Below are 20,723 nucleotides of genomic sequence, written 5' to 3' on the forward strand. Positions count from 1 at the left end.
TCCTTTTATTTTTTAAAAGGATTTCATATGACGCCAGCCCATCGTAGGCATGATATTTCAGGTAAGGCATGGTCGCTACTTGAGGAGCATTTACCAGGTAGAGAAGGGGCATGGGGAGGGATAGCTACAGATAATCACCGGTTTATCAATGCTGTTTTATGGATTATGCGAACAGGAGCCCCATGGCGGGATTTACCCGGACTACGGGGGATGGAGCAATACCCACCGCCGTTTTATTCGCTGGCGTGACAAGGGTATCTGGGAAAAACTGCTGGAAATCCTGATGGATGATCCGGATTATGAATGGCTGATGATAGATACCAGTCACGGCAAGGTTCACCCACATGCCAGCGGGGCCAGAGGGGATAATCAGGAGATGAATCGGGCGAAAGGGGGCTCAACACCAAGATACATCTGGCCGTGGATGCGCATGGTATGCCGGTCAGAATCCTTGTTACACAAGGTACCACTGCTGATTGCCCGCAAGTTGGCCGCTTGATCGAAGGGATGGATGCAGATCATCTGTTGGCAGATCGTGGCATGACAGTAATGCCATTATTGAACAGGCGGAAAAACGGGGAGTGGAGGTTGTTATTCCTCCAAAGAAGAACCGGAGGACGCAAAGGCATTATGATCAAGTGCTGTATAAGCTGAGGTATTTCGCCGAAAATACTTTCCTTCATCTCAAAAAGTAGCGTTGCTACAGACACACCCAAAATACCTCTTCTTTCCTTGCCGCCGTACAAATTAGATGTCCGCCCTCTGGGCAGATATCTTGTGACTACATTATCTAATATATTTGTAACGCAGTAACATAAAGTATATTTACATTCAGGAGAATCACATGATCACTTTAATAATTCCTTTTATTTTTTCCTTGCGGCAACTGTATTGGATTGTTTTCCGTTGCGTAACAGGGTTGGTTTTTGCCGCCTTGATGATCAATACGGCCGATGCGGTTGAGCCTCATTCACTATTTCCCACTCCGGTTTACGTCACCTTGCAGACAGATGGTGTGGTGGAAAACCTACAGACAGGAACCACCTGGAGCGTGCCTGGCGCCCATTACCACGCTGTCAGTTCTGATGGCCGCCACCTGCTGGTCAGCGAAGCAGGTTCATCCAATGTTTATCTGCTGGATACAACCAGTGGCAAACTCCTGTCAACTTTTGACGTTGGTCCAATTGCACAGGGAGTGGCGGTTAGTCCGGATAACCAACAGGGCTTGGCTGTCGGAGCCGGAGATGGAACGGTCACTGTCATTGAGCTTGCCACGCAAAAAGTGGGTAAGGTCATTCCTGTTGGCAAAGCACCTCACAACGTACGTTTCACGCCCGATGGCACACGGGCGTATGTCACCCTGCAAGGCAGTGGCAGCATTGCTGTACTCGATATGCGGACCTTGGAAAAAACAGATGAATTTTCGCTACCTGGCATTGATCAGCCGCATAATCTTGATCTATCGGACGACGGGAAGACACTTTGGATTCGTGATTTCACTGGTCAAGTCGCCGCTGTTGATCTCTTGACGCAAAAAATACTGGCGGTAATTCCTGTTGGCCGGGGGCATGCCGGTATAGATGCCGTGACTGCCAGCCAGTATGTTTTTACCGGTGCAACGGCTGACCCTATGGTCGATGTCATTGATGCTATAACGTTCAAAGTTGTCAAACGGATTGATGTCGGACAGGGGTCACATGGCGTGCGTGCCAGCCATGACGGACGTCTGATTTATGTCGGCGTCACGAACCCCAGCCAGGTCGTAGTGATAGATACACAAACACTGGAAGTCGTGAAACAACTGCCGACGCAAGGCCAATCCCCATTTTGGCTTGCTGTATCCAGCAATCCATAAACGGCACACACTGTTTTTGCTATTCCGAGGGACGATGTGTGCGATGAAAGCGGCGAATATGCAGCGCATGCATCTGCTCAGCGAGCTCTGTTACAGGCCCTTCGACGATCAGACCCGGTACAATTTCCTGAATTGGAAACAGGCTGACAGGAGGCAGTGGTGCACCAAGCGCTGCCAACCAATCTGATAACTGTCGGGCTGAGCTGGCATACACAATCCGCCCCAATCCAACCCAGCCATGCGCGGCGGAACACATCGGACAATGTTCGCTAGAAGTGTAGACTGTCGCTTTGTTTCTTTCTTCCGGCGTCATATGTGTCGCTGCCCAGCGGCTAATTTCAAATTCCGGATGACGTGTCTGGTCTCCGCTACTTACCTGATTACGGGCTTCCAGGAGTACGACACCTTCACCGGAAACCAGCACAGAACCAAACGGCTCATCGCCGGCCTCAAGCGCTTCTTCCGCCAGTGCAATGCAGCGCCGTAAAAAATGTAAATCTGCTTCTTTTATTGCCATTAAGTATTATTTCTTTGTTTCGTCACAGCTGGCTTATCCAATCCGAACAACAATTTCACTTGCGTCTGCGCCACCAGCGTAACGAAGCATAAACCCGCTATGCTGATTTGGTATACAGCACCACAGCAAAGTCAACGCTTGCGGTAATTTCAGCCCGTATCGCTGGTGTAGTACGAGCATTCTTATGCAAAACTATTATCATTTCATGGCTCTCTCGGATGGTTTGAGGAAATCAGCGCTCTCGTGACAGCTCGCGCCATGAACAGCGGATAACAAGTTTTATCTATACAATCATCCGGGACTGAACACGCAGTTCTACCGCATACCGGGGAGCATTCCCTTGACTGCTCTCATCATTTTTGCCATTCCTCCCTTATTCATCATTTTCATCATCTTGCGTGCCTGCTCAAACTGCGTAAGTAAACGATTGACTTCCTGTACAGAAGCACCGGAACCTGCAGCAATACGGCGTTTACGGGAGGCTTTGATGATTTCCGGTTTGGCTCGTTCCTGAGGCGTCATGGAGTTGATAATGCCTTCGGTACGATTGATAACTTTCTCATCCACATTCATGTTCTGGGCGGCTTGACTGAGTTGGTGCGGCAATTTATCCAGCATGGCACTCATGCCCCCCATTTTTTTCATTTGCTGAAATTGCTGCTGGAAATCATTCAGATCGAAGCCTTTGCCTGATTTCATTTTTTTCATCAAGCGTTCTGCTTCTTGCTGATCAGTGGTGCGTTGTGCTTCCTCGATTAATCCGAGCACATCCCCCATGCCCAGGATACGCGAGGCCATGCGATCAGGATAAAACGGCTCCAATCCGGTAAGTTTTTCAGCAACACCAGCAAATTTAATCGGCTTACCAGTGATGTGCCGGACGGACAGTGCCGCCCCTCCGCGTGCGTCACCATCAAGTTTGGTAAGAATCACCCCGGTCAGTGGCAACACTTCCGCAAAAGCCCGGGCGGTATTGACTGCATCCTGTCCCTGCATGGCATCGACAACAAACAGTGTCTCAACCGGATTCAGCAATTGTTCCAGCTGGCTGATTTCTTGCATCATGGCTTCGTCGATACCCAGTCGCCCAGCGGTATCAACGATTACTACATCATGATGATGCTTGCGTGCGAAGTCTAGAGCAGCAGTACTGATTTCGGCTGGTTGCTGGCCGGTTTTTACCGGAAAAAAATCAGCTCCAGTTTGCTCGGCCAGAAGTGCCAGTTGTTCAATTGCGGCTGGGCGGTAAATGTCACAGGATACCAGCAGCACTTTCTTTTTTTTCTGTTCCATCAGCCACTTTGCCAGCTTGCCGCTGCTGGTGGTCTTGCCGGCACCCTGTAGGCCTGCCATTAAAATGACGGCAGGTGGAGCAACATTTAGATTGATATCCGCTTTGTCTCCACCCATGATGGCCATCAGCTCTTCATGGACAACGCCGATGAAAGCCTGTCCGGGAGAGAGTTTACCCAGTACTTCGTGACCAATGGCGCGTTGTTTGACCTGTTCAATAAATACTTTAATTGCAGGCAGGGCGACATCGGCCTCAATCAGGGCTATGCGCACCTCACGCAGGGCTTCCTGAATATTGCTTTCGGTCAGGCGTGCTTCACCACGCAGAGTTTTGATGACGCCGGAAAGTCGTTCGGTTAAATTGTTAAACATGTAGGCTCCTGTTGAAACGGTATCCGCCGGTGAGAGTTGTTCCCTATGCTAAACTTCATGGAAACTGTCAAACAGCACTTCAGCTTTATCCGGACGAAGGGTAGACTGGTTGTTTTCCACCAATTGTTCAGATAGATTGCCAATGCCCAGTATTCTAACTTATCTCAGTACTTCATTGCTTTACGGGATTGCCGGATGGTATTTCTGGCAAACCTTGCGTACAGTTGCGCCAGTGTTGCAGGCGAATGCTGCAGGAACGGTTCCGAATGTGAAGTTACAGCAGTTTATGATGCTCATTCCTCTGGTAATGCATGGCGTGGTGCTTTACCGTTCGGTATTTATGGATGATATGCTGAGCTTTGGTGTCGGCAATGCCATTTCAGCTATTGTATGGCTGACTGCCTTGATTTATTGGGTATCAGGTTTTTTATCCTCGCTGCAGGGATTACAAAATCTCATCGCGCCGATTTCTGCCATAGCGGCGATCGCTGTTCTGATTCCGCTGTTACTGCCCTCCGTCCATCCGCTAGCACATGCCGGGATGACGGCTTTCAAGGCGCATTTGCTGACAGCAATGCTCGCTTACAGTCTGTTCACGATTGCTGCCCTGCATGCAGCTCTTATGACGCTTCTTGAGCGTCGCCTGCATCATTCTGTTGTGTCCTCGCTCTTTGTACAGTTGCCACCGCTGCTGGTGATGGATAAAATGCTTTTCCGCCTGGTATGGATCGGGTTTATTCTACTTAGTCTCACTTTGCTTAGCGGTATCGTGTTTTCAGAGGAGCTGTTTGGCAAATCGGTACCGTTTACGCACAAGTCATTATTTGGTTTCATTTCCTGGGGAATATTCGCAGCCCTGCTCGCTGGTAGACATCTGTACGGATGGCGTGGACGTACTGCCATCCGCTGGATGCTGGCTGGATTTGTTGCGCTTGTTCTATCCTATATTGGTAGCAAGTTTGTACTGGAAATTATCCTCAATCGCTGATCGGATTTGTGGAATAGTTTGAAAATTCCTGCTCTGCCATTATTGATAGGAATTATCAATTAACCGAACTTGCTCGTACCCATAACTATGGGTTTCCTGTCAATAAAACACCTTGTAATTGATGAATACCTTTGAAGCCAATATCCGGATGCTGGATGAGTTTACGGATGTCTTGTGGCTGGAAGATGGTTTGTCCCGTAATACACTAGCCAGTTATCGGGCTGATCTGATGCAGCTGGTTGAATGGCTCAGTCGGCGGGAACAGACAAATGGGTTATTGAATGACGTAACGCAGGCTGATTTATTGGCATTTCTGTCCGACAGGATTGCGCAAGGGGCGAAAGCAAGCACTGCCAGCAGGGCATTAGCCTGTATCAGACGGTTTTACCGGTATCTGCTGCGCCAGGGAAAGATTCTTATCGATCCTGCTGTAAATATAGATAGCCCGAAAGTTTCTCGTCATCTCCCCGTGAGCCTGGCTGAATCTGAAGTAGAAGCGCTATTGGCAGTCTCGGATATCAAGCAACCACTCGGATTGCGAGATCGTGCCATGCTGGAGATACTTTATGCTGCAGGGTTGCGTGTTTCCGAGCTGGTTAGTTTGGCCATTTCTCAAGTCCGCCAGGATATGGGGGTGGTGCGTATTTTGGGTAAAGGCAACAAGGAACGCCTGATTCCTTTGGGAGATGAGGCACTGTACTGGCTGGATTTATATCTGCGAGAAGCGCGTCCGATACTGCTGGCTGGTAAGCACAGCAATATGTTGTTTGTTACAACCCGGGGAGATGCCATGACTCGCCAGGCGTTCTGGTATCTGATCAAGCGCCATGCGCGACAGGCAGGGATTGTAAAACAACTGTCGCCACATACGTTGCGTCATGCATTTGCTACCCATTTACTGAATCATGGTGCTGATTTGCGAGTGGTCCAGCTGTTGTTAGGTCACAGCGATATTTCTACTACACAAATTTATACGCATGTTGCACGTGAACGACTCAGGCAATTGCATGCCCGCCATCATCCAAGGGGAAAATTGTAGCGGCAACGGCGCCCTACAGTGGACCCATCAGTCTTATGGGCCGCACAATGACGGACACGCTAACTATTACAGTCGGCGCGTTCGTCATCATAGACACACTTATTTTAAAAGTGCCATTTAGCTGTTGCGTATCAATCTCTGGTTTCTATTTGTACCAGAGGTTCAGAACTTGTTGTATCCGGTTCCGCTAAGTAGCTGGGTCTGATACGCGGCCTTTTGACTGGTGCCAAGGCTTCCTCTGGTACTTCGGCTATTTTATCCGGGGCTGTTTCTATCATGACCAGTCCACTTTGGGTGAGATCAGGTAGTTCGATTGGCTGACGGGATTCCGAAGCAGCCTGTGATCCAGTATTTGATTCAGCATCGGTATTTATTGGCTCGATTACCTTGGCAGAGGCCACTTCCTGCTCTGCTGTAATATCGTCGACTGATGCTATCGACGTAATATGCTGAGTCGGTTCTGTGGGGGGCAGGAATGAAAGCTCCCTATCTTCCTTGCCATCAGCAGAAGGTACAACTGGCTCATTATTTTCACTGCTTGTAATCTGGGTTACCTCTCCCTGTTCAGTGGTTTTATTTGCATCTGTCCGCTCTTCCCGATCACGATGCAGACCTCCACGACGACGGCGTGAACGGCCTCTCCTATCTGTTTTTCTTTCACTGACAGAATCCCCTGCAGGCGTTGTGCCTTCTCCGGTTGTCGTTGCATCAGGCAGATTACTTTCCGCTCCCGATTCTTGTAACTGATCTTGCCCTTGCCGGCTGGCTTTATGATGATGATCATCGTTGCTCGTGCTTTCAACGGGATGTCCAGTTGATTGTTCAAGTGACGGCAGATTGCCTGCCTCCTGTAATGTCTCGCTTGCTGTTGTTCCCGGAATATTGTTTTTTGTACGCTTGTTGCGACCTCGATCGCGCCTGTTTCGGCCTCGTTCGCTACGGAGAGGTCTAGCTTGGGACTCCTCTGCTGTCTGTTCAGGTTCTACCCGACTGCTGCTTGCCGGTCTGAACAGACTGAAAAATTTGTCCAGGAATGAAAGTTGTTCCCGGGGTTTTTCTTCTGGGACTGGTGCGGGTTGTTCGGGTTTGATACCAGTTACGGCAGCTTTTGGCCGGATTGCCTTGAGTTCTTGTGAAGTAGATGGCAGTGTGATTTCTTCAGTGGTTTTCTCCACCATTCCATAGCTTGGCGGCAATTCTGTTGATTTGACATCCTCATGACGCAGCCGGTTAATCGTGTAGTTGGGTGTCTCCATGTAGATATTGGGGATCAGGATGATGCCAACTTTCAGGCGTGCTTCAAGCCGGTATATTTCTGATCGTTTTTCATTCAGCAGGAATGTGGCGACATCAACCGGCAACTGCACCTGCAGCATGCTAGTCTGCTCCTTCATGGCTTCTTCTTGGATAATTCTGAGTATGTGCAGCGCAGATGAATCTGTTCCCCGGATATGGCCGGTACCATGACAGCGAGGGCAGGGGATGTAGTTGCCTTCCCCGAGAGAAGGCCGCAGACGCTGACGGGATAATTCCAGCAATCCGAAACGGGAAATTTTGCCGATCTGGACGCGCGCACGATCCAGGCGCAATGCCTTCAGCAGGTTGGTTTCCACTTCCCGCTGATTGCGGGTGACTTCCATATCGATAAAATCAACGACCACCAAGCCTCCCAGGTCGCGCAAACGCAATTGCCGGGCGATTTCGTCAGCAGCCTCCAGATTGGTGTTGAGTGCAGTGTTTTCTATATCAGAGCCACGTATGGCGCGCGCCGAGTTAACGTCAATTGAAACCAGTGCCTCGGTATGATCAATCACAATCGAGCCACCGGAAGGCAGTGTGACCTGGCGAGAATAGGCTGTTTCAATCTGGTGCTCAATCTGAAAACGAGAAAACAGAGGAATATCGTCCTGGTAGAGCTTTAGCCGGTCAACGTTTGCCGGCATGACATTGGCCATGAACTGGTATGCCTGCTCATATATTTCAGGGTTATCAATCAGAATTTCGCCGATTTCCGCATGGAAATAATCACGAATGGCGCGAATTACGAGACTGCTTTCCTGATAAATCAGAAAGACACCACGCTCACTACTGGCTGCTCCCTCGATTGCACGCCAGAGTTGCACCAGATAGTTCAAATCCCACTGCAATTCCTCTTCGTTGCGCCCAATACCAGCGGTACGCGCAATGATACTCATGCCATCGGGCACCTGAAGATGGTTGATTACTTCACGCAGTTCTGCCCGTTCTTCCGCACTGACACGGCGTGAAATACCTCCCCCTTGCGGGTTGTTGGGCATCAGAACAAGGTAACGACCAGCCAGTGAGATATAGGTGGTGAGCGCAGCACCTTTATTTCCGCGTTCATCCTTGTCAACCTGTACAATCAGCTCCTGGCCTTCGCGCAGTAGTTCACCGATACGGTGACTGGATCGTTCGGTATTTTTGTCAAAACAGGTGGGAGCGATCTCCTTATAGGGTAAAAAACCATGGCGCCCGGCGCCATAATCAACAAAAGCCGCTTCAAGGCTTGGTTCAAGGCGGGTAACAGCAGCTTTATAAATATTGCTTTTGCGTTGTTCCTTGCCCAGGGTTTCAATATCAATATCAATGAGCTTCTGCCCATCTACAATAGCAACACGCAGCTCTTCGGGCTGGGTCGCGTTGAATAACATGCGTTTCATTTAGTGTCTCCCGCGCTCGGTGTACGGGTAAACCTTTCGTTCACTGTCAGTGTGGCATCCTGGTATTTTTGCACAGATTTGTCTGTGGCCAGAGTGTTGGACATGGTACAGATAATGGTTTCGATATCCTGTTGAAATAGATCAATCGATAACTGTCACTCGGCATTTTGATCCCCGGCTGGCCGGGTCAAAAATGAGTGAGACACAGGGCCGGCAGAGAACATACCTTGTATGGTTGGGTATGGGATCAGGAACTTGAATCTATGTATATGTCGAGCGCGTAAATTAATTACCATCGCTACTTTTAAATATGGTGAGCGACATTAACCAGCCGGAAACTGGATTCATCCAGCGTATGAAAACGAAACTCCGGGTATATGACTTCTTAATAGACCACGCAATCGCTTCATGGTGAAAAAACAGATTTACAGGAATTTGAGTTTGAAAAGTATAGGTAAAAGTGGGGCGCCCGGTAAAGAGAAAATTATGCCGGGCATTATATCGGAACATGCGGTTGTTAAACAGGTTGATGAAACAGCCGAAGGCCAACGTATTGACAATTTTCTCATCAAAGCTCTCAAGGATATACCCAGACGTCATATTTATCAATTGCTGCGCAGCGGGCAGGTGCGTGTTAACAGCAAGCGCATTGATGCAGGCTATCGTTTGCTGCTGAATGACAAGGTGCGCATTCCACCCGTTCTCAAGCTGGCAAAGCCAATATCCCGGCAGGCGCCTTACCGGGCAGAACAATTTGATACTCTGTATCAGGATGATTATCTGCTAGTGATCAATAAACCGGCCGGAACCGCAGTTCATGGAGGCAGTGGCATCAGCTATGGTGTGATCGAGCAGTTGCGCAAACAGCGCCCGGACTGGAAATTTCTGGAACTGGTACACCGCCTTGATCGTGAAACGTCAGGTGTGCTGTTGCTTGCCCGGAAACGGCAAACTTTGCTGGAGCTGCATAAACAGATCCGCGAAGGGACAGTCCGTAAACATTACCTGACACTGGTTCGTGGGAAATGGAAAAATTCGCTACAAAATGTCCGCTTACCTTTGTATAAATATTTGACTGCAGAAGGAGAGCGGCGTGTGGCAATAGCTACCGGCAGGAATGATCATGACAAAGTGCAGCAGGCTTATACGCTATTTGCTCTACAAAAAAACTGGGAAGCTTTCAGTCTGCTGGATGCCGAACTTAAAACCGGACGCACCCACCAGATTCGGGTGCATCTGGCGCATCTCGGTTTTCCCATCGCCGGGGATGATAAATATGGTGATTTCGGGTTGAACAGGCAATTACAGAAGGATGATGGAAGCGGTCTGGTATTAAAGCGTATGTTTCTGCATGCTTCGGTATTTGTCTGCACACACCCGGTAACCGGCGAACTTTTGCGCCTGGAAGCACCCCTTCCGGATGAGTTACGGGTATTTTTGAGAAATCTGGATCCGTATTTCAAGATACCTTGATGTTTTTATCAAGAAATTGGGGGTTATCTCTATACAAATTTAGTGCAGCAATCCGGTTGTTGTATCAGTTCCATCAATCAGATTTTTGCTGGCAGTGGATGTCTGTGTTTGTTGTGACTTCAACACGGAAACCAGTGCAGGCCAGATATTATCAAGCATTTTTTCCTGCGCCTGGGCAGTGGGGTGTATGCCGTCCGCCTGAAAAAATCCGGTTTGATCGCCAAAACCTTCCATCAGGAATGGAGCCAGTTGTAATTGCTGATTCTTTGCCAGGCGCGGGTAGATATCACGAAACTTTTGCGTATAACTTATGCCATAATTGGGCGGTAATTGCATGCTGATCAAGAGTGGGGTGGCGTTGTACTGTTTGCAGGTCAGGATAATCGCTTCCAGATTCTCGTAAATGGATGAGATTGAACGGCCTTGCAAACCGTCATTTGCTCCCAGTGCAACGATGACGATATCCGGTTTATTGTTTTTAAGTGCCTGTTCTATCCGTTTGCGCCCGCCTAAGGTGATTTCCCCGCTGATACTGGCGTTTATCACCTTGTAACCAGCGGATTGGCTTTGTAATCGCCGTTCCAGCAGATTTACCCATCCGGATTGCGGTGGCAGCCCATATCCTGCGGACAGGCTGTCCCCCAGCACCATGATTTTGGTGTTTGTTCCCGACCAGGCTGAATTGAATGGAAAGGTACCGAATAAACATAATATGACAAACAATAGTTTTTTCATGGCTAGAAAGTTGATTGTTGAACAATTGGTTCCTGTAAATGGTAATAATCAGCCTATCATACAGGCTAGCAATTTAACTAAAGAGGTTGAAACAGGGGGAGAGCGGCTGATTATTCTGCAGGATATCAATCTGCAAGTCAGTGCGGGAGAATCAATTGCTGTGGTTGGCGCTTCCGGCTCGGGAAAGTCGACCTTGCTGGGTTTGCTGGCAGGGCTGGATGTACCAACCCATGGTACTGTTTTTCTGGATGGAGAAGATATTTTCAAGCTGGACGAAGATGAACGCGCCAGTTTGCGTGGCAGGCTACTGGGATTCATGTTTCAATCATTCCAGTTGCTGCCGTCACTGATTGCGCTTGAAAATGTCATGTTGCCACTGGAGCTATCAGGTGCTGACAATGCCCGTGATATCGCACATGACTGGCTGGTGCGGGTAGGGTTGGAAGAAAGAGTTGGCCATTATCCCAGACAGCTTTCTGGAGGGGAGCAACAACGTGTGGCGATTGCACGGGCTTTTGTCACTCATCCTAAAATGTTGTTTGCCGATGAGCCGACTGGTAATCTGGATGTGGCAACTGGAGCCCAGATTATTGATCTGATGTTCCAGATTAATCGAGAACAGGGAACCACACTTGTTCTGGTGACGCATGACAAAAATCTCTCTGCCCGGTGCTCCCGGGTTATCGAACTGGTCGCCGGTCGGGCAGTTGATTGATGGGTACCATGCAACACCACGATTTTCCTGAAAGACTGCTTTTTAGAAGTATCCTGATGTGAATCAGCTACCCTGGCTTCCAGTCATTCTTGTTTTGAATTATCTGTCCGAGGTCACCCTGAAATGAACATGATCAGGCTTTCTTTGCGCATGCTGCTGCGGGACTGGCGAGCGGGAGAGTTGTATATCCTTACGCTTGCACTCGTTATAGCGGTGAGCAGTGTAGCAACCGTCAGTTTTTTTTCAGATCGGGTGCAAAAAGCACTGGTGCTGGAAAGTAATCAGTTATTGGGCGGAGATCTGTTGGTAACTTCCGATAGTCCTGTACCACCCTCTTATGCTGAGCACGCAAAGCAGATCGGGTTAAGGACTACTCATCTGGTCAGATTCCCCAGTATGGTCAGTTTTGGTGACAATAGCCTTCTGACAAGTATCAAGGCAGTCGCGCCAGGTTATCCGCTGCGGGGGGAACTGAAGCTGGCCAATCCACCGACAGAAGAAAATATTGCCCAATCCATCAGGATTGCCCAGGGAATCCCTAAACCTGGAACAGTTTGGGTGGATGAGAAGGTGGTTAATGCATTAAAAGTGACTTTGGGTGACAAGATTGAGGTAGGGGCTGCTGAAATGACAGTGATGTCCATGGTAGAAAGTGAGCCGGATCATTCTGTCGGTTTTGTCAGCATGAATCCCAGATTGCTGATGAATGAGAAAGATCTGGCTATCACCCAGCTGATCCAGCCTGGTAGCCGGATTAACTATCAGCTTTTAGTAGCAGGAGATGAGACGCAGGTAAGAGAATTCAGGCACTGGGTCAAAGACAGGTTGTCTCCAGGCGAACGTATAGTGAGTATTCAGGAAGCGCGTCCAGAAATCCGTTCGGCGCTTGATCGCGCTGGCAAATTTCTCAATTTGGCAGCCCTGGCCAGCGTGGTAGTAGCAGCAGCTGCTATTGCCCTGGCTATTCGCCGTTTCATTCAACGTCATCTGGATGGCTGTGCGGTCATGCGTTGTCTGGGTGCGACTGAATCTGATCTGCTACGCTTGTATTCTTACTACTTCATTATGCTGGGTTTGGCTGCAAGCCTGTTGGGATGCATATTTGCCGTGCTTACCCAGGAATTTTTGTCATACTGGTTGGAGGAGTTGATCGGGGTTACATTGCCATTACCGAGTACGTTGCCTGCTATCCAGGGGATGTTGACTGGTATGGTGTTGTTGCTGGGTTTTGCTTTACCGCCACTCCTGAATTTGCGACAAGTACCTGCATTACGCGTGATCCGGCGTGATCTGGAACTGGCCAATATGCACAGTCTGGCTGGCTATGGGTTCGGGATAGTCATACTGTCCATATTGTTCATCTGGAAGGCTGGATCATTCAAGCTGGGAATCATGATCATGCTGGGCTTCCTGCTGGCGGTCATATTCTTTGGCCTGTTCGGCTGGCTACTGATCAGACTGTTTCTGCTGACCCGCCCGCCGGGTTCTAGCCCGTGGAGTTACGGGCTGGCCAATATTCGAAGGCGGGCTATTCCCAGTCTGGTACAAGCTACTGCACTGGGGCTGGGGCTAATGGCATTACTGACATTGACGCTAACGCGCAATGATCTACTCCAGGACTGGCAAGCACGTCTGCCAGAGAATGCACCCAATCGGTTCTTGGTTAATGTTCAGCCGGATCAGCAGGAGAGGTTGATGGTATTTTTCGATGAACATGCTATTCCACGACCGAAAGTTTTTCCGATGGTACGTGGTCGGTTGTTAGAGATCAATGATCGAGCAGTAAATCTCGAAGATTATCCTGATCCACGGGCAAAGCAGCTAATCAATCGTGAATTCAATTTATCCTGGACAGATACGTTGCAACCGGATAATGAAATTGTGGCTGGACACTGGTGGAGCGAGGAAGTGATCCCTTCTGAACACGAGTTATCAATGGAGGAAGGGTTTGCCGAGACACTTGGCCTCAAACTGGGAGATCGTCTGAGTTTTTATACGGGGGGCGGGGATTTCTCGGCAACAATTACGAGTTTGCGCAAGGTGGACTGGGATACATTCCAGGTGAATTTTTTTGCTGTAGTTCGTCCGGGATTGCTCGACAATTACCCTGCAAGTTACGTCACCAGTTTTTATTTGCCCCCTGATAAGATCCAAATCATGCAGGAGCTGACTCGTATTTTTCCAAATTTCCTGATTATTGATGTGGCAAGTGTGATTGAACGAGTACAAAATATGATTGGGCAAGTAACGCACGCAATTGAATTTGTATTTCTATTTACTCTGCTAGCGGGGTTTGCTGTGATGTATGCTGCGATTGCTTCAACTCAGGATGAAAGAATTTATGAAGCCGCAATTTTTCGCACACTCGGAGCAAGAAAGCAGCAGCTTGCGCGTGCGTGGGCAGTGGAATTTGCAGTACTCGGGGCGCTGGCAGGTTTTTTTGCGGCAGCAGGGGCTAGTGTACTTGGTTACCTGATTGGCAAATATGCATTACACATTACTTATTCACCCAGCCCATGGATTTGGGTAATCGGCGTACTGGTCAGTATAATCAGCGTGACAGCATTTGGCGTGATTGGAACACGTACAACCTTATCCCAGCCACCGTTACAGGTCCTGAGAAAATAGTGTAGTTATTCGACATCTGGATTTTGAATTGGGTAGTGGCTGCCAAAGTCAGAGGACGTAACGAAGCTTCTATTCTATAAAAAGAGCCAAGAGCAGCCTATGCAAATAACCCGCACAAAACTCCCGTAACAAATCGATGGAAAGCGGTATTGCGTAATTACTTCTCTATGGTGTGAGTGTTATTGTGAGAATCAGCTGATTCTTTCTCCGTGCTTGATACTTCGGATGGATTATTGGGTGGTTCCAGGAGGGGAATATCAGGACCGTTTTCTGCACGATCGCGATACAGTGCGGCGCGGCTCAGTAATATAAGCGTTACCGGCGTAGTTACGGTTACAAATGCGCCGATCAGCAGGTGGTGCAGAATGAGCCGTGATTCCACTACACTGAAATAGACAATCGAAGCGATAACAATACCAGCTGTCCCCCAGCTTGTTCCCAGTGTGGGCGCATGAATACGGTCGTAGAAGCTGCGCAAACGATAGAGCCCGAAAGAACCAATCAGAGTTAATCCGGCGCCAATAAGCAGAAAGATGGCAATGAGTAACGCGGCCCATAGGGGCAAATCGCTGGCTTGATTCATTCAATTACCTCTCCGCGCATTATGAATTTAGCAAGTGCCACTGTTGCCACAAAACCCAGAGTTCCGATAATCAGTGAAATTTCAAAATATAGTGGATTTCCAGTACGTATGCTAAAAACGAGCAGCAGCAACATCGAGTTGCTATAGAGTGCATCCAATCCCAGTACGCGATCCTGGGCACGCGGCCCTCTGATCATGCGAACTGATGCTAGCACCATGGCAATTGCCAGCGCGATCTGTGCGATAGTGGCGGCCCAGAAGAGTATAGTGGCACTCATTCAAATATCTCCCGTAACAGGTATTCATAGCGATTTTTGATCAGATTTAACCAGGCGGTTTTATCGACCAGATCAAAGATGTGCAGTATCAGGATGCTGCGCGTGGAGTTGTAGTCGATCCAGGCTGTGCCGGGGGTGCTTGTTATAATGACAGCCAGGATAGCCAATCCGGTAGGGTCGCGCAGATCAAGCGGAATAGCCATGAAACTTGATTTCCCGATCCGTTTACCACCATGCAGAATAATGCCGGCGACAGCAATATTGGAACGCACAATATCATAAAACACAATTGCAAATAGCTTGGGGAGTAGATCCCATCGCCTGAATCGTGGTTTTACTGGGCTCAGTGCCGCCAACCCCAGCGCAGCAATAAGGGCGGTTATCAAACCCAGTAAAAACTGATTGAGTGAGAAGCCAGCCAGCATCAGCCATGTGATAACCAACGAAACAACAAGCAGTGGATAAGGGAATAGTCTGCTCATTCTACTACCTCCATTGGCGGTGGCAGCATGGTTGGCGCATTCATTACACCTTCAATATAAGGCTGAGGTGCATGCAGGCTGATTGCTGTTGCTTCCATGAAACGCATTACCGGCCCTGCTTGTATAGTCAATACAAGCGTTGTACATAGCAACACAGCAACCGGTATGATTTCGATAAACAGTACCCGTGGCAGCGTGGTGTCGACCGAGGGTGCCCAGAAAGCATGGATGCCAGAGCGACTCATGGCAATCAGTGTAGCTAATCCGGAAAGAATCAGTAGTGCCATGAACCACCAGGACGTTGCCGGGATAATATCTATCTGGCTTGCTATATCAGGGCTAAATATAGCGGAGAGGATGACGAATTTGGCAATGAAACCCGAAAGAGGGGGGAGGCCAACTAGCAAAATGGCACAAGCTGCAAAGCAAGTGCCGAGAACAGCTATCGTTCGAGGGATAGCCACTCCTACAATTTCCTCATTCTCTATTTCCTCATCCTGATAACCGAAAGCTTCCATGGTAACGGCCAGCACGCTAGCTGCCAGGTTTTGCCCTCTTTCAACCAGTTCGATGAGCATGAATAATGCGCTGATTGCCAACGTGGAGCTCACGAGATAAAACAGAGCGCCGGCAGTCACCTCGGCTTGTACCAGACCCATGCTTGCTAGCAATGTGCCAGATGAGATCAGCACTGAGAAACCAGCAAATCGTCCCAGAGTCTGTGAAGCGAGGACACCGACGGTGCCAAAGCCAATGGTTGCTAGACCACCATACAAAAGTATCTGTGCTCCTGGCCCTTCTGAAAAACCGGGATCACTTCCAAAAAAAAGTAGTGCCAAGCGTAACAACACATAAATACCAACTTTACTCATGATGGCAAAGATGGCAGCTGATGGTGCCGGCGCTACGGCGTAGGTTTCGGGCAACCAGAAACTCAATGGCCACATGCCCGCTTTAATCAGGAAGGCCACACTCAGAATGGCTGCCCCGGATTCCAGCATCGTTTGGTTTGTTTCATTGATCTGTGGGATGCGTATGGCGAGATCAGCCATGTTGAGGGTGCCGGTAACACCATAAATCAGAGCGACCCCGATCAGGAACAGGAGTGAAGCGACGAGGTTGATGGCGATGTAGTGTAACCCCGCCTTTACCCGGAGCAAGCCCGATCCATGTAATACTAATCCGTAGGATGCAGCCAGCATGACTTCAAAAAATACAAAGAGATTGAACAAGTCCCCGGTCAGGAATGCACCATTCAACCCCATCAACAGTAATAGGAACAACGTATGAAAATGCACTCCAGCCTTGTGCCAACGCCCCATTGAAAATATTAAAGTGGGCAGAGCAAGCGTGGCAGTCAGGGCCAGCATCATGGCGGACAAGCGATCCAGTACCAGATTGATAGCGAATGGAGGCGGCCAGTTACCGAGCAGATAGACAGCAATTTTACCCCCACTTGCTTCATCATCCGTGTGAGTAAAACGTAGCAGCAGAACCGAGATTGCCAGCAGAGCAACAGTTGACAGAATGGATAGGGAAGCCTTCAGCTTACGTCCGCGATCATCAAGAAAAAGTTGTAATGCACCAGCGATGAGTGGAATCAGAATAGGTGCGATAACAAGATGTTCTGGAGACAGTTTCATCGGTCCGATTCCTCGCCATCTACATGATCGGTACCTGTCAGGCCGCGCGAAGCTAGCAGAATAACCAGAAACAGCGCTGTTGTAGCAAAGCCAATGACAATCGCCGTCAAAATCAGTGCTTGGGGCACTGGATCAGCGAAGGTGGCCGGATCAACCCGGACACCGGTCTGTGTAACGGGTGGCCTGCCCACTATCAGCCGACCGGCGCTGAAAATGAACAGATTGACGGCATAAGAGAGCAATCCTAGCCCGATAATGATCTGATAAGTGCGCGGACGCAGCAGTAGCCAGACACCTGATCCAACCAGTATTCCGATACCAAGCGATAGAATTAGCTCCATCAGTTGTCCTCTCCGGTTTTGGCAGATTCAATGGCACGCGCACGGTAACTACGGATCGACTGGTGTGCAATAGCGATTAACATCAGGGCGGTTGCGCCGACCACCAGCAAAAGAACACCCAGATCAAAGAACAATGCAGTAGCAATAGGTATTTTGCCGATCAGTGGTATCTCCAGATAAGTGGAATGAGAAGTCAGAAAGGGGAATCCAAACAACCAGGATCCCATCCCAGTCAATGCCGCCAGCAGCAAGCCAAGGCCAATCCAGCGGATTGGCAGGATGTGCAAACGATCTTCCACCCAGCGGGTACCACTGGCGAGATATTGCAGCAGGAGACCGATAGCTAGGGTGATGCCAGCGGCGAACCCACCTCCCGGCAGATCATGGCCACGCAGAAATAAATAGATAGCCAGCAGGATAATGAACGGGAACATCCATTGCATGAGCACGGTGGGTACCATCAGGTAATCGTACACAGTCTCACCAACCTTGCGATCAGGCTGACGATCATCAAAGTCATTTTGCATACGTTGTTGCTCCGGAATTTCAATACTGTCCGGTGCAGGGCGGAAGCGCCGCAGCAGCGCATAAACAGTAAGTGCCACAATACCTAGTACCGTAATTTCTCCAAACGTATCAAAGCCACGAAAATCAACCAGAATAACATTGACAACATTGTTGCCGCCGCCTTCTGAATAGGCCCGTTCCAGAAAGAATCCAGCAATGGTTTCCGGCAGTTCGACGTTGGTCGTTATTTTATAGGCAATTAGTGTCATTCCTCCTCCACAGCTGGCGGCGAGTACAAAATCACGCAATCTGCGTGTCCGCGCAATCAGTGTTGTCGCATTGTCAATTTGTTCCATCCTTTTTGGTAGCCAGCGTAAGCCAAGCAGGATCAGCACAGTGGTAACGATTTCAACCAGCAGTTGAGTAACCGCCAGATCAGGTGCGGAAAACCAGACAAAAGTGATACAGGTGGCAAGGCCCGCCCCCCCCATCAGGATCAGTGCAGCCAGCCGGTGATATTTGGCCTGATACGCGGCTCCGAGTGCACAAGCGATTCCAATTCCCCAGAGTATTGCAAAAGCGGGATCAATCCCGGCAACCGCTATCAGGCTGAAATCAGGATCTGTTTCGAGGAATGGCCAGCATCCCGCAATTAACGCGATGAAAATAACCAGAAACAGTTGTGGCTGCAAACGTTGTGTGCCGAATGTTTCCTCCATCCAGCGTGCCCAACGCCAGGAGAGTGCAACCAGTGATCGCTCAAAAATTCGCTGGCCCTTGAATTGCCGTATGCCAGGCGGGCCATCTTCGCTTTGGGCGAGGTAATTTTGTAGAGCCCGGTAGAGCAGTGTGCCACTGACAAGCGCCGTTATGCTCATGATCAGAGGCGTGTTGATACCGTGCCACACGGCGAGGCTATAGAGTGGCGTGTATTCGCGCAATACCGAAGTCACAGCGGTATGCAGATAAGGGCCGATGGCTATGCTAGGGATTATGCCAATAATGAGACAGGCGAGTACCAGAAATTCAATTGGTCGCCGCATCCAGTGGGGAGGTTCATGAGGTTCTCGGGGAAGCTCCGAAGGTTTGGGACCAAAGAAGACAGTATGAATAAAGCGTACGGAATAGGTGACCGAAAAGGCACCGGCAATCGTGGCTGCATAGGGGAGTACGCTATCCAGTACAGAGCCGGAATGTTGCCCGAGTGTTGCAGAAAAAAACATTTCCTTCGATAAAAAACCATTGAGAAGTGGTACTCCTGCCATGGCTGCACTGGCCACCATAGCGAGCGTAGCTGTAATCGGCATGTAGCTGAAAAGCCCATTCAGTTTGCGCATATCACGCGTGCCCGCTTCATGATCAATGATGCCGGCAGCCATAAACAGAGAAGCCTTGAAAATAGCATGGTTCATCATATGAAAAATTGCAGCCACCGCAGCCAACGGGCTGCCAAAACTGAGCAAGGCCGTAATCAGGCCGAGATGACTGATGGTCGAATAGGCAAGCAACCCTTTGAGATCTTGCTGGAAGATAGCGAAGTAGGCGCCGAGCAGAAACGAACCCATACCAGCCAGCCCCAGTATAAAAAACCATTCATCGGTGCCGGATAATACCGGCCATAACCGAGTAAGCAAAAACACACCCGCTTTTACCATGGTTGCTGAATGCAGGTAGGCGGATACTGGTGTTGGTGCTGCCATTGCATTAGGTAGCCAGAAATGAAATGGGAACTGTGCACTTTTGGTCAGTGCACCCAGCAGGATGAGTACCAACACAGGAACATAGAGCGTATGCTCCCGGATTGTGTTGCCAGAGGCCAGTACATTGTCGAGATCGTGACTGCCAGTGATGTAACCGATGAGAATCAGCCCGGCAAGCAGACAGAGCCCGCCGGTTCCGGTGATGATCAGTGACATGCGTGCGCCATCACGCGCTGCTGCATTGTGATGCCAATAACCGATCAGTAGAAATGAAAAAATACTGGTGAGTTCCCAGAAGATCGCCAACAGGATTAAATTTCCCGCGATGACGATCCCCTGCATGGCACCGGCAAAAGCCAGTAGAAAGGAGAAAAAACGCGGAACCGGATCTTCGGGAGACATGTAATAGCGTGCGTAGAGCACCACGAGAAAACCAATACCAGTAATTAGAATCGAAAACATCCAGGCGAAACCATCCATCCTGAGTGTGAAATTCAGATCCGATCCGGGCAGCCATTCGATTTCGTTACGGAGTATTTCTCCCGTTGAAATAGATGGATAGAGGTAAGCAACGATTGCAAATGAGGCGATCGTTACGCACCCTGATAACCATGCTTCCGTATTACGGGCATTGGCTGGCAACAGGGCTGCCAGAGCGCTTCCGGCAAAGGGCAACAGTATCAGGAGAAAAAGGAGGTTCTCGCTGTTCATCTTTAGGTAAACAATGTAAATGGCACTGCCGGGAATACTAGCAGAATTAAATATGGCTATCAGTTACCGCATGGTGCATAGAGCGGTATCCAATAAAACAACCGTATGTAGCAACCGGAACAAACATCAGACATGCTGGAAATTGTTAGCAGTATCGCAGATAGAGACTTCGTGATGGCTAC

Annotated in this window: 16 protein-coding genes and 1 pseudogene; 7 read left to right on the forward strand and 10 right to left on the reverse strand. The window is 49.3% G+C overall.

The window, feature by feature from the left end; translation table 11 throughout:
• Positions 1 to 27: 27 nt before the first annotated feature.
• A pseudogene (locus C8R14_RS05630) lies at positions 28 to 781 on the forward strand (IS5 family transposase).
• A gap of 63 nt (positions 782 to 844) precedes the next feature.
• The gene (locus C8R14_RS05635) at positions 845 to 1,855 is read left to right on the forward strand and encodes a YncE family protein (protein ID WP_011634759.1); all 1,011 of its coding nucleotides are present in this window, start codon (positions 845 to 847) and stop codon (positions 1,853 to 1,855) included.
• 19 nt (positions 1,856 to 1,874) lie between these two features.
• Here the strand turns inward: C8R14_RS05635 and C8R14_RS05640 are convergent, their stop codons facing one another.
• Together C8R14_RS05640 and ffh are read right to left on the reverse strand one after the other, a co-directional pair.
• Positions 1,875 to 2,372: a nucleoside deaminase gene (locus C8R14_RS05640; protein ID WP_011634758.1), complete on the reverse strand. Its 498-nt coding sequence runs from the start codon at positions 2,370 to 2,372 to the stop codon at positions 1,875 to 1,877.
• 315 nt (positions 2,373 to 2,687) lie between these two features.
• Positions 2,688 to 4,037: a signal recognition particle protein gene (ffh, locus tag C8R14_RS05645; RefSeq protein WP_011634757.1), complete on the reverse strand. Its 1,350-nt coding sequence runs from the start codon at positions 4,035 to 4,037 to the stop codon at positions 2,688 to 2,690.
• A 142-nt stretch (positions 4,038 to 4,179) separates the two neighbouring features.
• Here ffh and C8R14_RS05650 point away from each other — a divergent pair, with 142 nt between their 5' ends.
• Both C8R14_RS05650 and xerD read left to right on the forward strand, forming a co-directional pair.
• Entirely contained in the window at positions 4,180 to 5,025 is an 846-nt protein-coding gene (locus tag C8R14_RS05650; protein WP_011634756.1) for a cytochrome C assembly family protein, read from the forward strand.
• 121 nt (positions 5,026 to 5,146) lie between these two features.
• Positions 5,147 to 6,064 (forward strand): site-specific tyrosine recombinase XerD, encoded by a 918-nt coding sequence (gene xerD / locus C8R14_RS05655; RefSeq protein WP_011634755.1) that lies wholly within the window; start codon positions 5,147 to 5,149, stop codon positions 6,062 to 6,064.
• A 131-nt stretch (positions 6,065 to 6,195) separates the two neighbouring features.
• On the opposite strand, the gene C8R14_RS05660 is transcribed toward xerD, so the two are convergent.
• Positions 6,196 to 8,745 (reverse strand): Rne/Rng family ribonuclease, encoded by a 2,550-nt coding sequence (locus C8R14_RS05660; protein WP_011634754.1) that lies wholly within the window; start codon positions 8,743 to 8,745, stop codon positions 6,196 to 6,198.
• Positions 8,746 to 9,231: 486 nt separating this feature from the next.
• Between C8R14_RS05660 and C8R14_RS05665 the strand changes: the two genes are divergently transcribed.
• The gene (locus C8R14_RS05665; protein WP_041353803.1) at positions 9,232 to 10,218 is read left to right on the forward strand and encodes an RluA family pseudouridine synthase; all 987 of its coding nucleotides are present in this window, start codon (positions 9,232 to 9,234) and stop codon (positions 10,216 to 10,218) included.
• A 39-nt stretch (positions 10,219 to 10,257) separates the two neighbouring features.
• Here the strand turns inward: C8R14_RS05665 and C8R14_RS05670 are convergent, their stop codons facing one another.
• Positions 10,258 to 10,953 (reverse strand): arylesterase, encoded by a 696-nt coding sequence (locus C8R14_RS05670; RefSeq protein WP_110332572.1) that lies wholly within the window; start codon positions 10,951 to 10,953, stop codon positions 10,258 to 10,260.
• Between C8R14_RS05670 and C8R14_RS05675 the strand changes: the two genes are divergently transcribed.
• Both C8R14_RS05675 and C8R14_RS05680 read left to right on the forward strand, forming a co-directional pair.
• Positions 10,952 to 11,668 carry an ABC transporter ATP-binding protein gene (locus tag C8R14_RS05675; protein ID WP_011634751.1) on the forward strand — a complete coding sequence of 239 codons (717 nt, stop codon included), beginning with the start codon at positions 10,952 to 10,954 and terminating at the stop codon, positions 11,666 to 11,668. The two genes, C8R14_RS05670 and C8R14_RS05675, sit on opposite strands and share 2 nt — an antisense overlap.
• 129 nt (positions 11,669 to 11,797) lie before the next feature.
• Positions 11,798 to 14,296: an ABC transporter permease gene (locus C8R14_RS05680; protein WP_258332623.1), complete on the forward strand. Its 2,499-nt coding sequence runs from the start codon at positions 11,798 to 11,800 to the stop codon at positions 14,294 to 14,296.
• Positions 14,297 to 14,453: 157 nt separating this feature from the next.
• On the opposite strand, the gene mnhG is transcribed toward C8R14_RS05680, so the two are convergent.
• Genes mnhG through C8R14_RS05710 form a run of 6 tightly spaced genes read right to left on the reverse strand, consistent with a single transcriptional unit; the run spans position 14,454 to position 20,541 of the window.
• Positions 14,454 to 14,879: a monovalent cation/H(+) antiporter subunit G gene (gene mnhG, locus C8R14_RS05685; protein WP_011634749.1), complete on the reverse strand. Its 426-nt coding sequence runs from the start codon at positions 14,877 to 14,879 to the stop codon at positions 14,454 to 14,456.
• The gene (locus tag C8R14_RS05690; protein WP_011634748.1) at positions 14,876 to 15,157 is read right to left on the reverse strand and encodes a K+/H+ antiporter subunit F; all 282 of its coding nucleotides are present in this window, start codon (positions 15,155 to 15,157) and stop codon (positions 14,876 to 14,878) included. Before C8R14_RS05690 ends, mnhG begins: the two co-directional genes overlap by 4 nt.
• Complete coding sequence (locus C8R14_RS05695) at positions 15,154 to 15,639, reverse strand: Na+/H+ antiporter subunit E (RefSeq protein WP_011634747.1); 486 nt, start codon at positions 15,637 to 15,639, stop codon at positions 15,154 to 15,156. The genes C8R14_RS05690 and C8R14_RS05695 overlap by 4 nt, the downstream gene beginning before the upstream one ends.
• Positions 15,636 to 17,282, reverse strand: coding sequence for a monovalent cation/H+ antiporter subunit D (locus C8R14_RS05700; RefSeq protein WP_011634746.1), 1,647 nt, complete (start codon positions 17,280 to 17,282; stop codon positions 15,636 to 15,638). The genes C8R14_RS05695 and C8R14_RS05700 overlap by 4 nt, the downstream gene beginning before the upstream one ends.
• Positions 17,279 to 17,623 (reverse strand): Na+/H+ antiporter subunit C, encoded by a 345-nt coding sequence (locus C8R14_RS05705; RefSeq protein ID WP_011634745.1) that lies wholly within the window; start codon positions 17,621 to 17,623, stop codon positions 17,279 to 17,281. Before C8R14_RS05705 ends, C8R14_RS05700 begins: the two co-directional genes overlap by 4 nt.
• Positions 17,623 to 20,541, reverse strand: a complete 2,919-nt coding sequence (locus C8R14_RS05710; RefSeq protein WP_011634744.1) for a monovalent cation/H+ antiporter subunit A — start codon at positions 20,539 to 20,541, stop codon at positions 17,623 to 17,625. The genes C8R14_RS05705 and C8R14_RS05710 overlap by 1 nt, the downstream gene beginning before the upstream one ends.
• Positions 20,542 to 20,723 lie beyond the last annotated feature (182 nt).

The organism is Nitrosomonas eutropha (assembly GCF_003201195.1).
GTDB lineage: Bacteria > Pseudomonadota > Gammaproteobacteria > Burkholderiales > Nitrosomonadaceae > Nitrosomonas > Nitrosomonas eutropha.

Excerpts from the sequence above, each read along its gene's own strand:
- C8R14_RS05635 (WP_011634759.1), top strand. The coding sequence starts at position 845 with ATGATCACTTTAATAATTCCTTTTATTTTTTCCTTGCGGCAACTGTAT.
- C8R14_RS05640 (WP_011634758.1), bottom strand. The coding sequence starts at position 2,372 with ATGGCAATAAAAGAAGCAGATTTACATTTTTTACGGCGCTGCATTGCA.
- ffh (WP_011634757.1), bottom strand. The coding sequence starts at position 4,037 with ATGTTTAACAATTTAACCGAACGACTTTCCGGCGTCATCAAAACTCTG.
- C8R14_RS05650 (WP_011634756.1), top strand. The coding sequence starts at position 4,180 with ATGCCCAGTATTCTAACTTATCTCAGTACTTCATTGCTTTACGGGATT.
- xerD (WP_011634755.1), top strand. The coding sequence starts at position 5,147 with ATGAATACCTTTGAAGCCAATATCCGGATGCTGGATGAGTTTACGGAT.
- C8R14_RS05660 (WP_011634754.1), bottom strand. The coding sequence starts at position 8,745 with ATGAAACGCATGTTATTCAACGCGACCCAGCCCGAAGAGCTGCGTGTT.
- C8R14_RS05665 (WP_041353803.1), top strand. The coding sequence starts at position 9,232 with ATGCCGGGCATTATATCGGAACATGCGGTTGTTAAACAGGTTGATGAA.
- C8R14_RS05675 (WP_011634751.1), top strand. The coding sequence starts at position 10,952 with ATGGCTAGAAAGTTGATTGTTGAACAATTGGTTCCTGTAAATGGTAAT.
- C8R14_RS05670 (WP_110332572.1), bottom strand. The coding sequence starts at position 10,953 with ATGAAAAAACTATTGTTTGTCATATTATGTTTATTCGGTACCTTTCCA.
- C8R14_RS05680 (WP_258332623.1), top strand. The coding sequence starts at position 11,798 with ATGATCAGGCTTTCTTTGCGCATGCTGCTGCGGGACTGGCGAGCGGGA.
- mnhG (WP_011634749.1), bottom strand. The coding sequence starts at position 14,879 with ATGAATCAAGCCAGCGATTTGCCCCTATGGGCCGCGTTACTCATTGCC.
- C8R14_RS05690 (WP_011634748.1), bottom strand. The coding sequence starts at position 15,157 with ATGAGTGCCACTATACTCTTCTGGGCCGCCACTATCGCACAGATCGCG.
- C8R14_RS05695 (WP_011634747.1), bottom strand. The coding sequence starts at position 15,639 with ATGAGCAGACTATTCCCTTATCCACTGCTTGTTGTTTCGTTGGTTATC.
- C8R14_RS05700 (WP_011634746.1), bottom strand. The coding sequence starts at position 17,282 with ATGAAACTGTCTCCAGAACATCTTGTTATCGCACCTATTCTGATTCCA.
- C8R14_RS05705 (WP_011634745.1), bottom strand. The coding sequence starts at position 17,623 with ATGGAGCTAATTCTATCGCTTGGTATCGGAATACTGGTTGGATCAGGT.
- C8R14_RS05710 (WP_011634744.1), bottom strand. The coding sequence starts at position 20,541 with ATGAACAGCGAGAACCTCCTTTTTCTCCTGATACTGTTGCCCTTTGCC.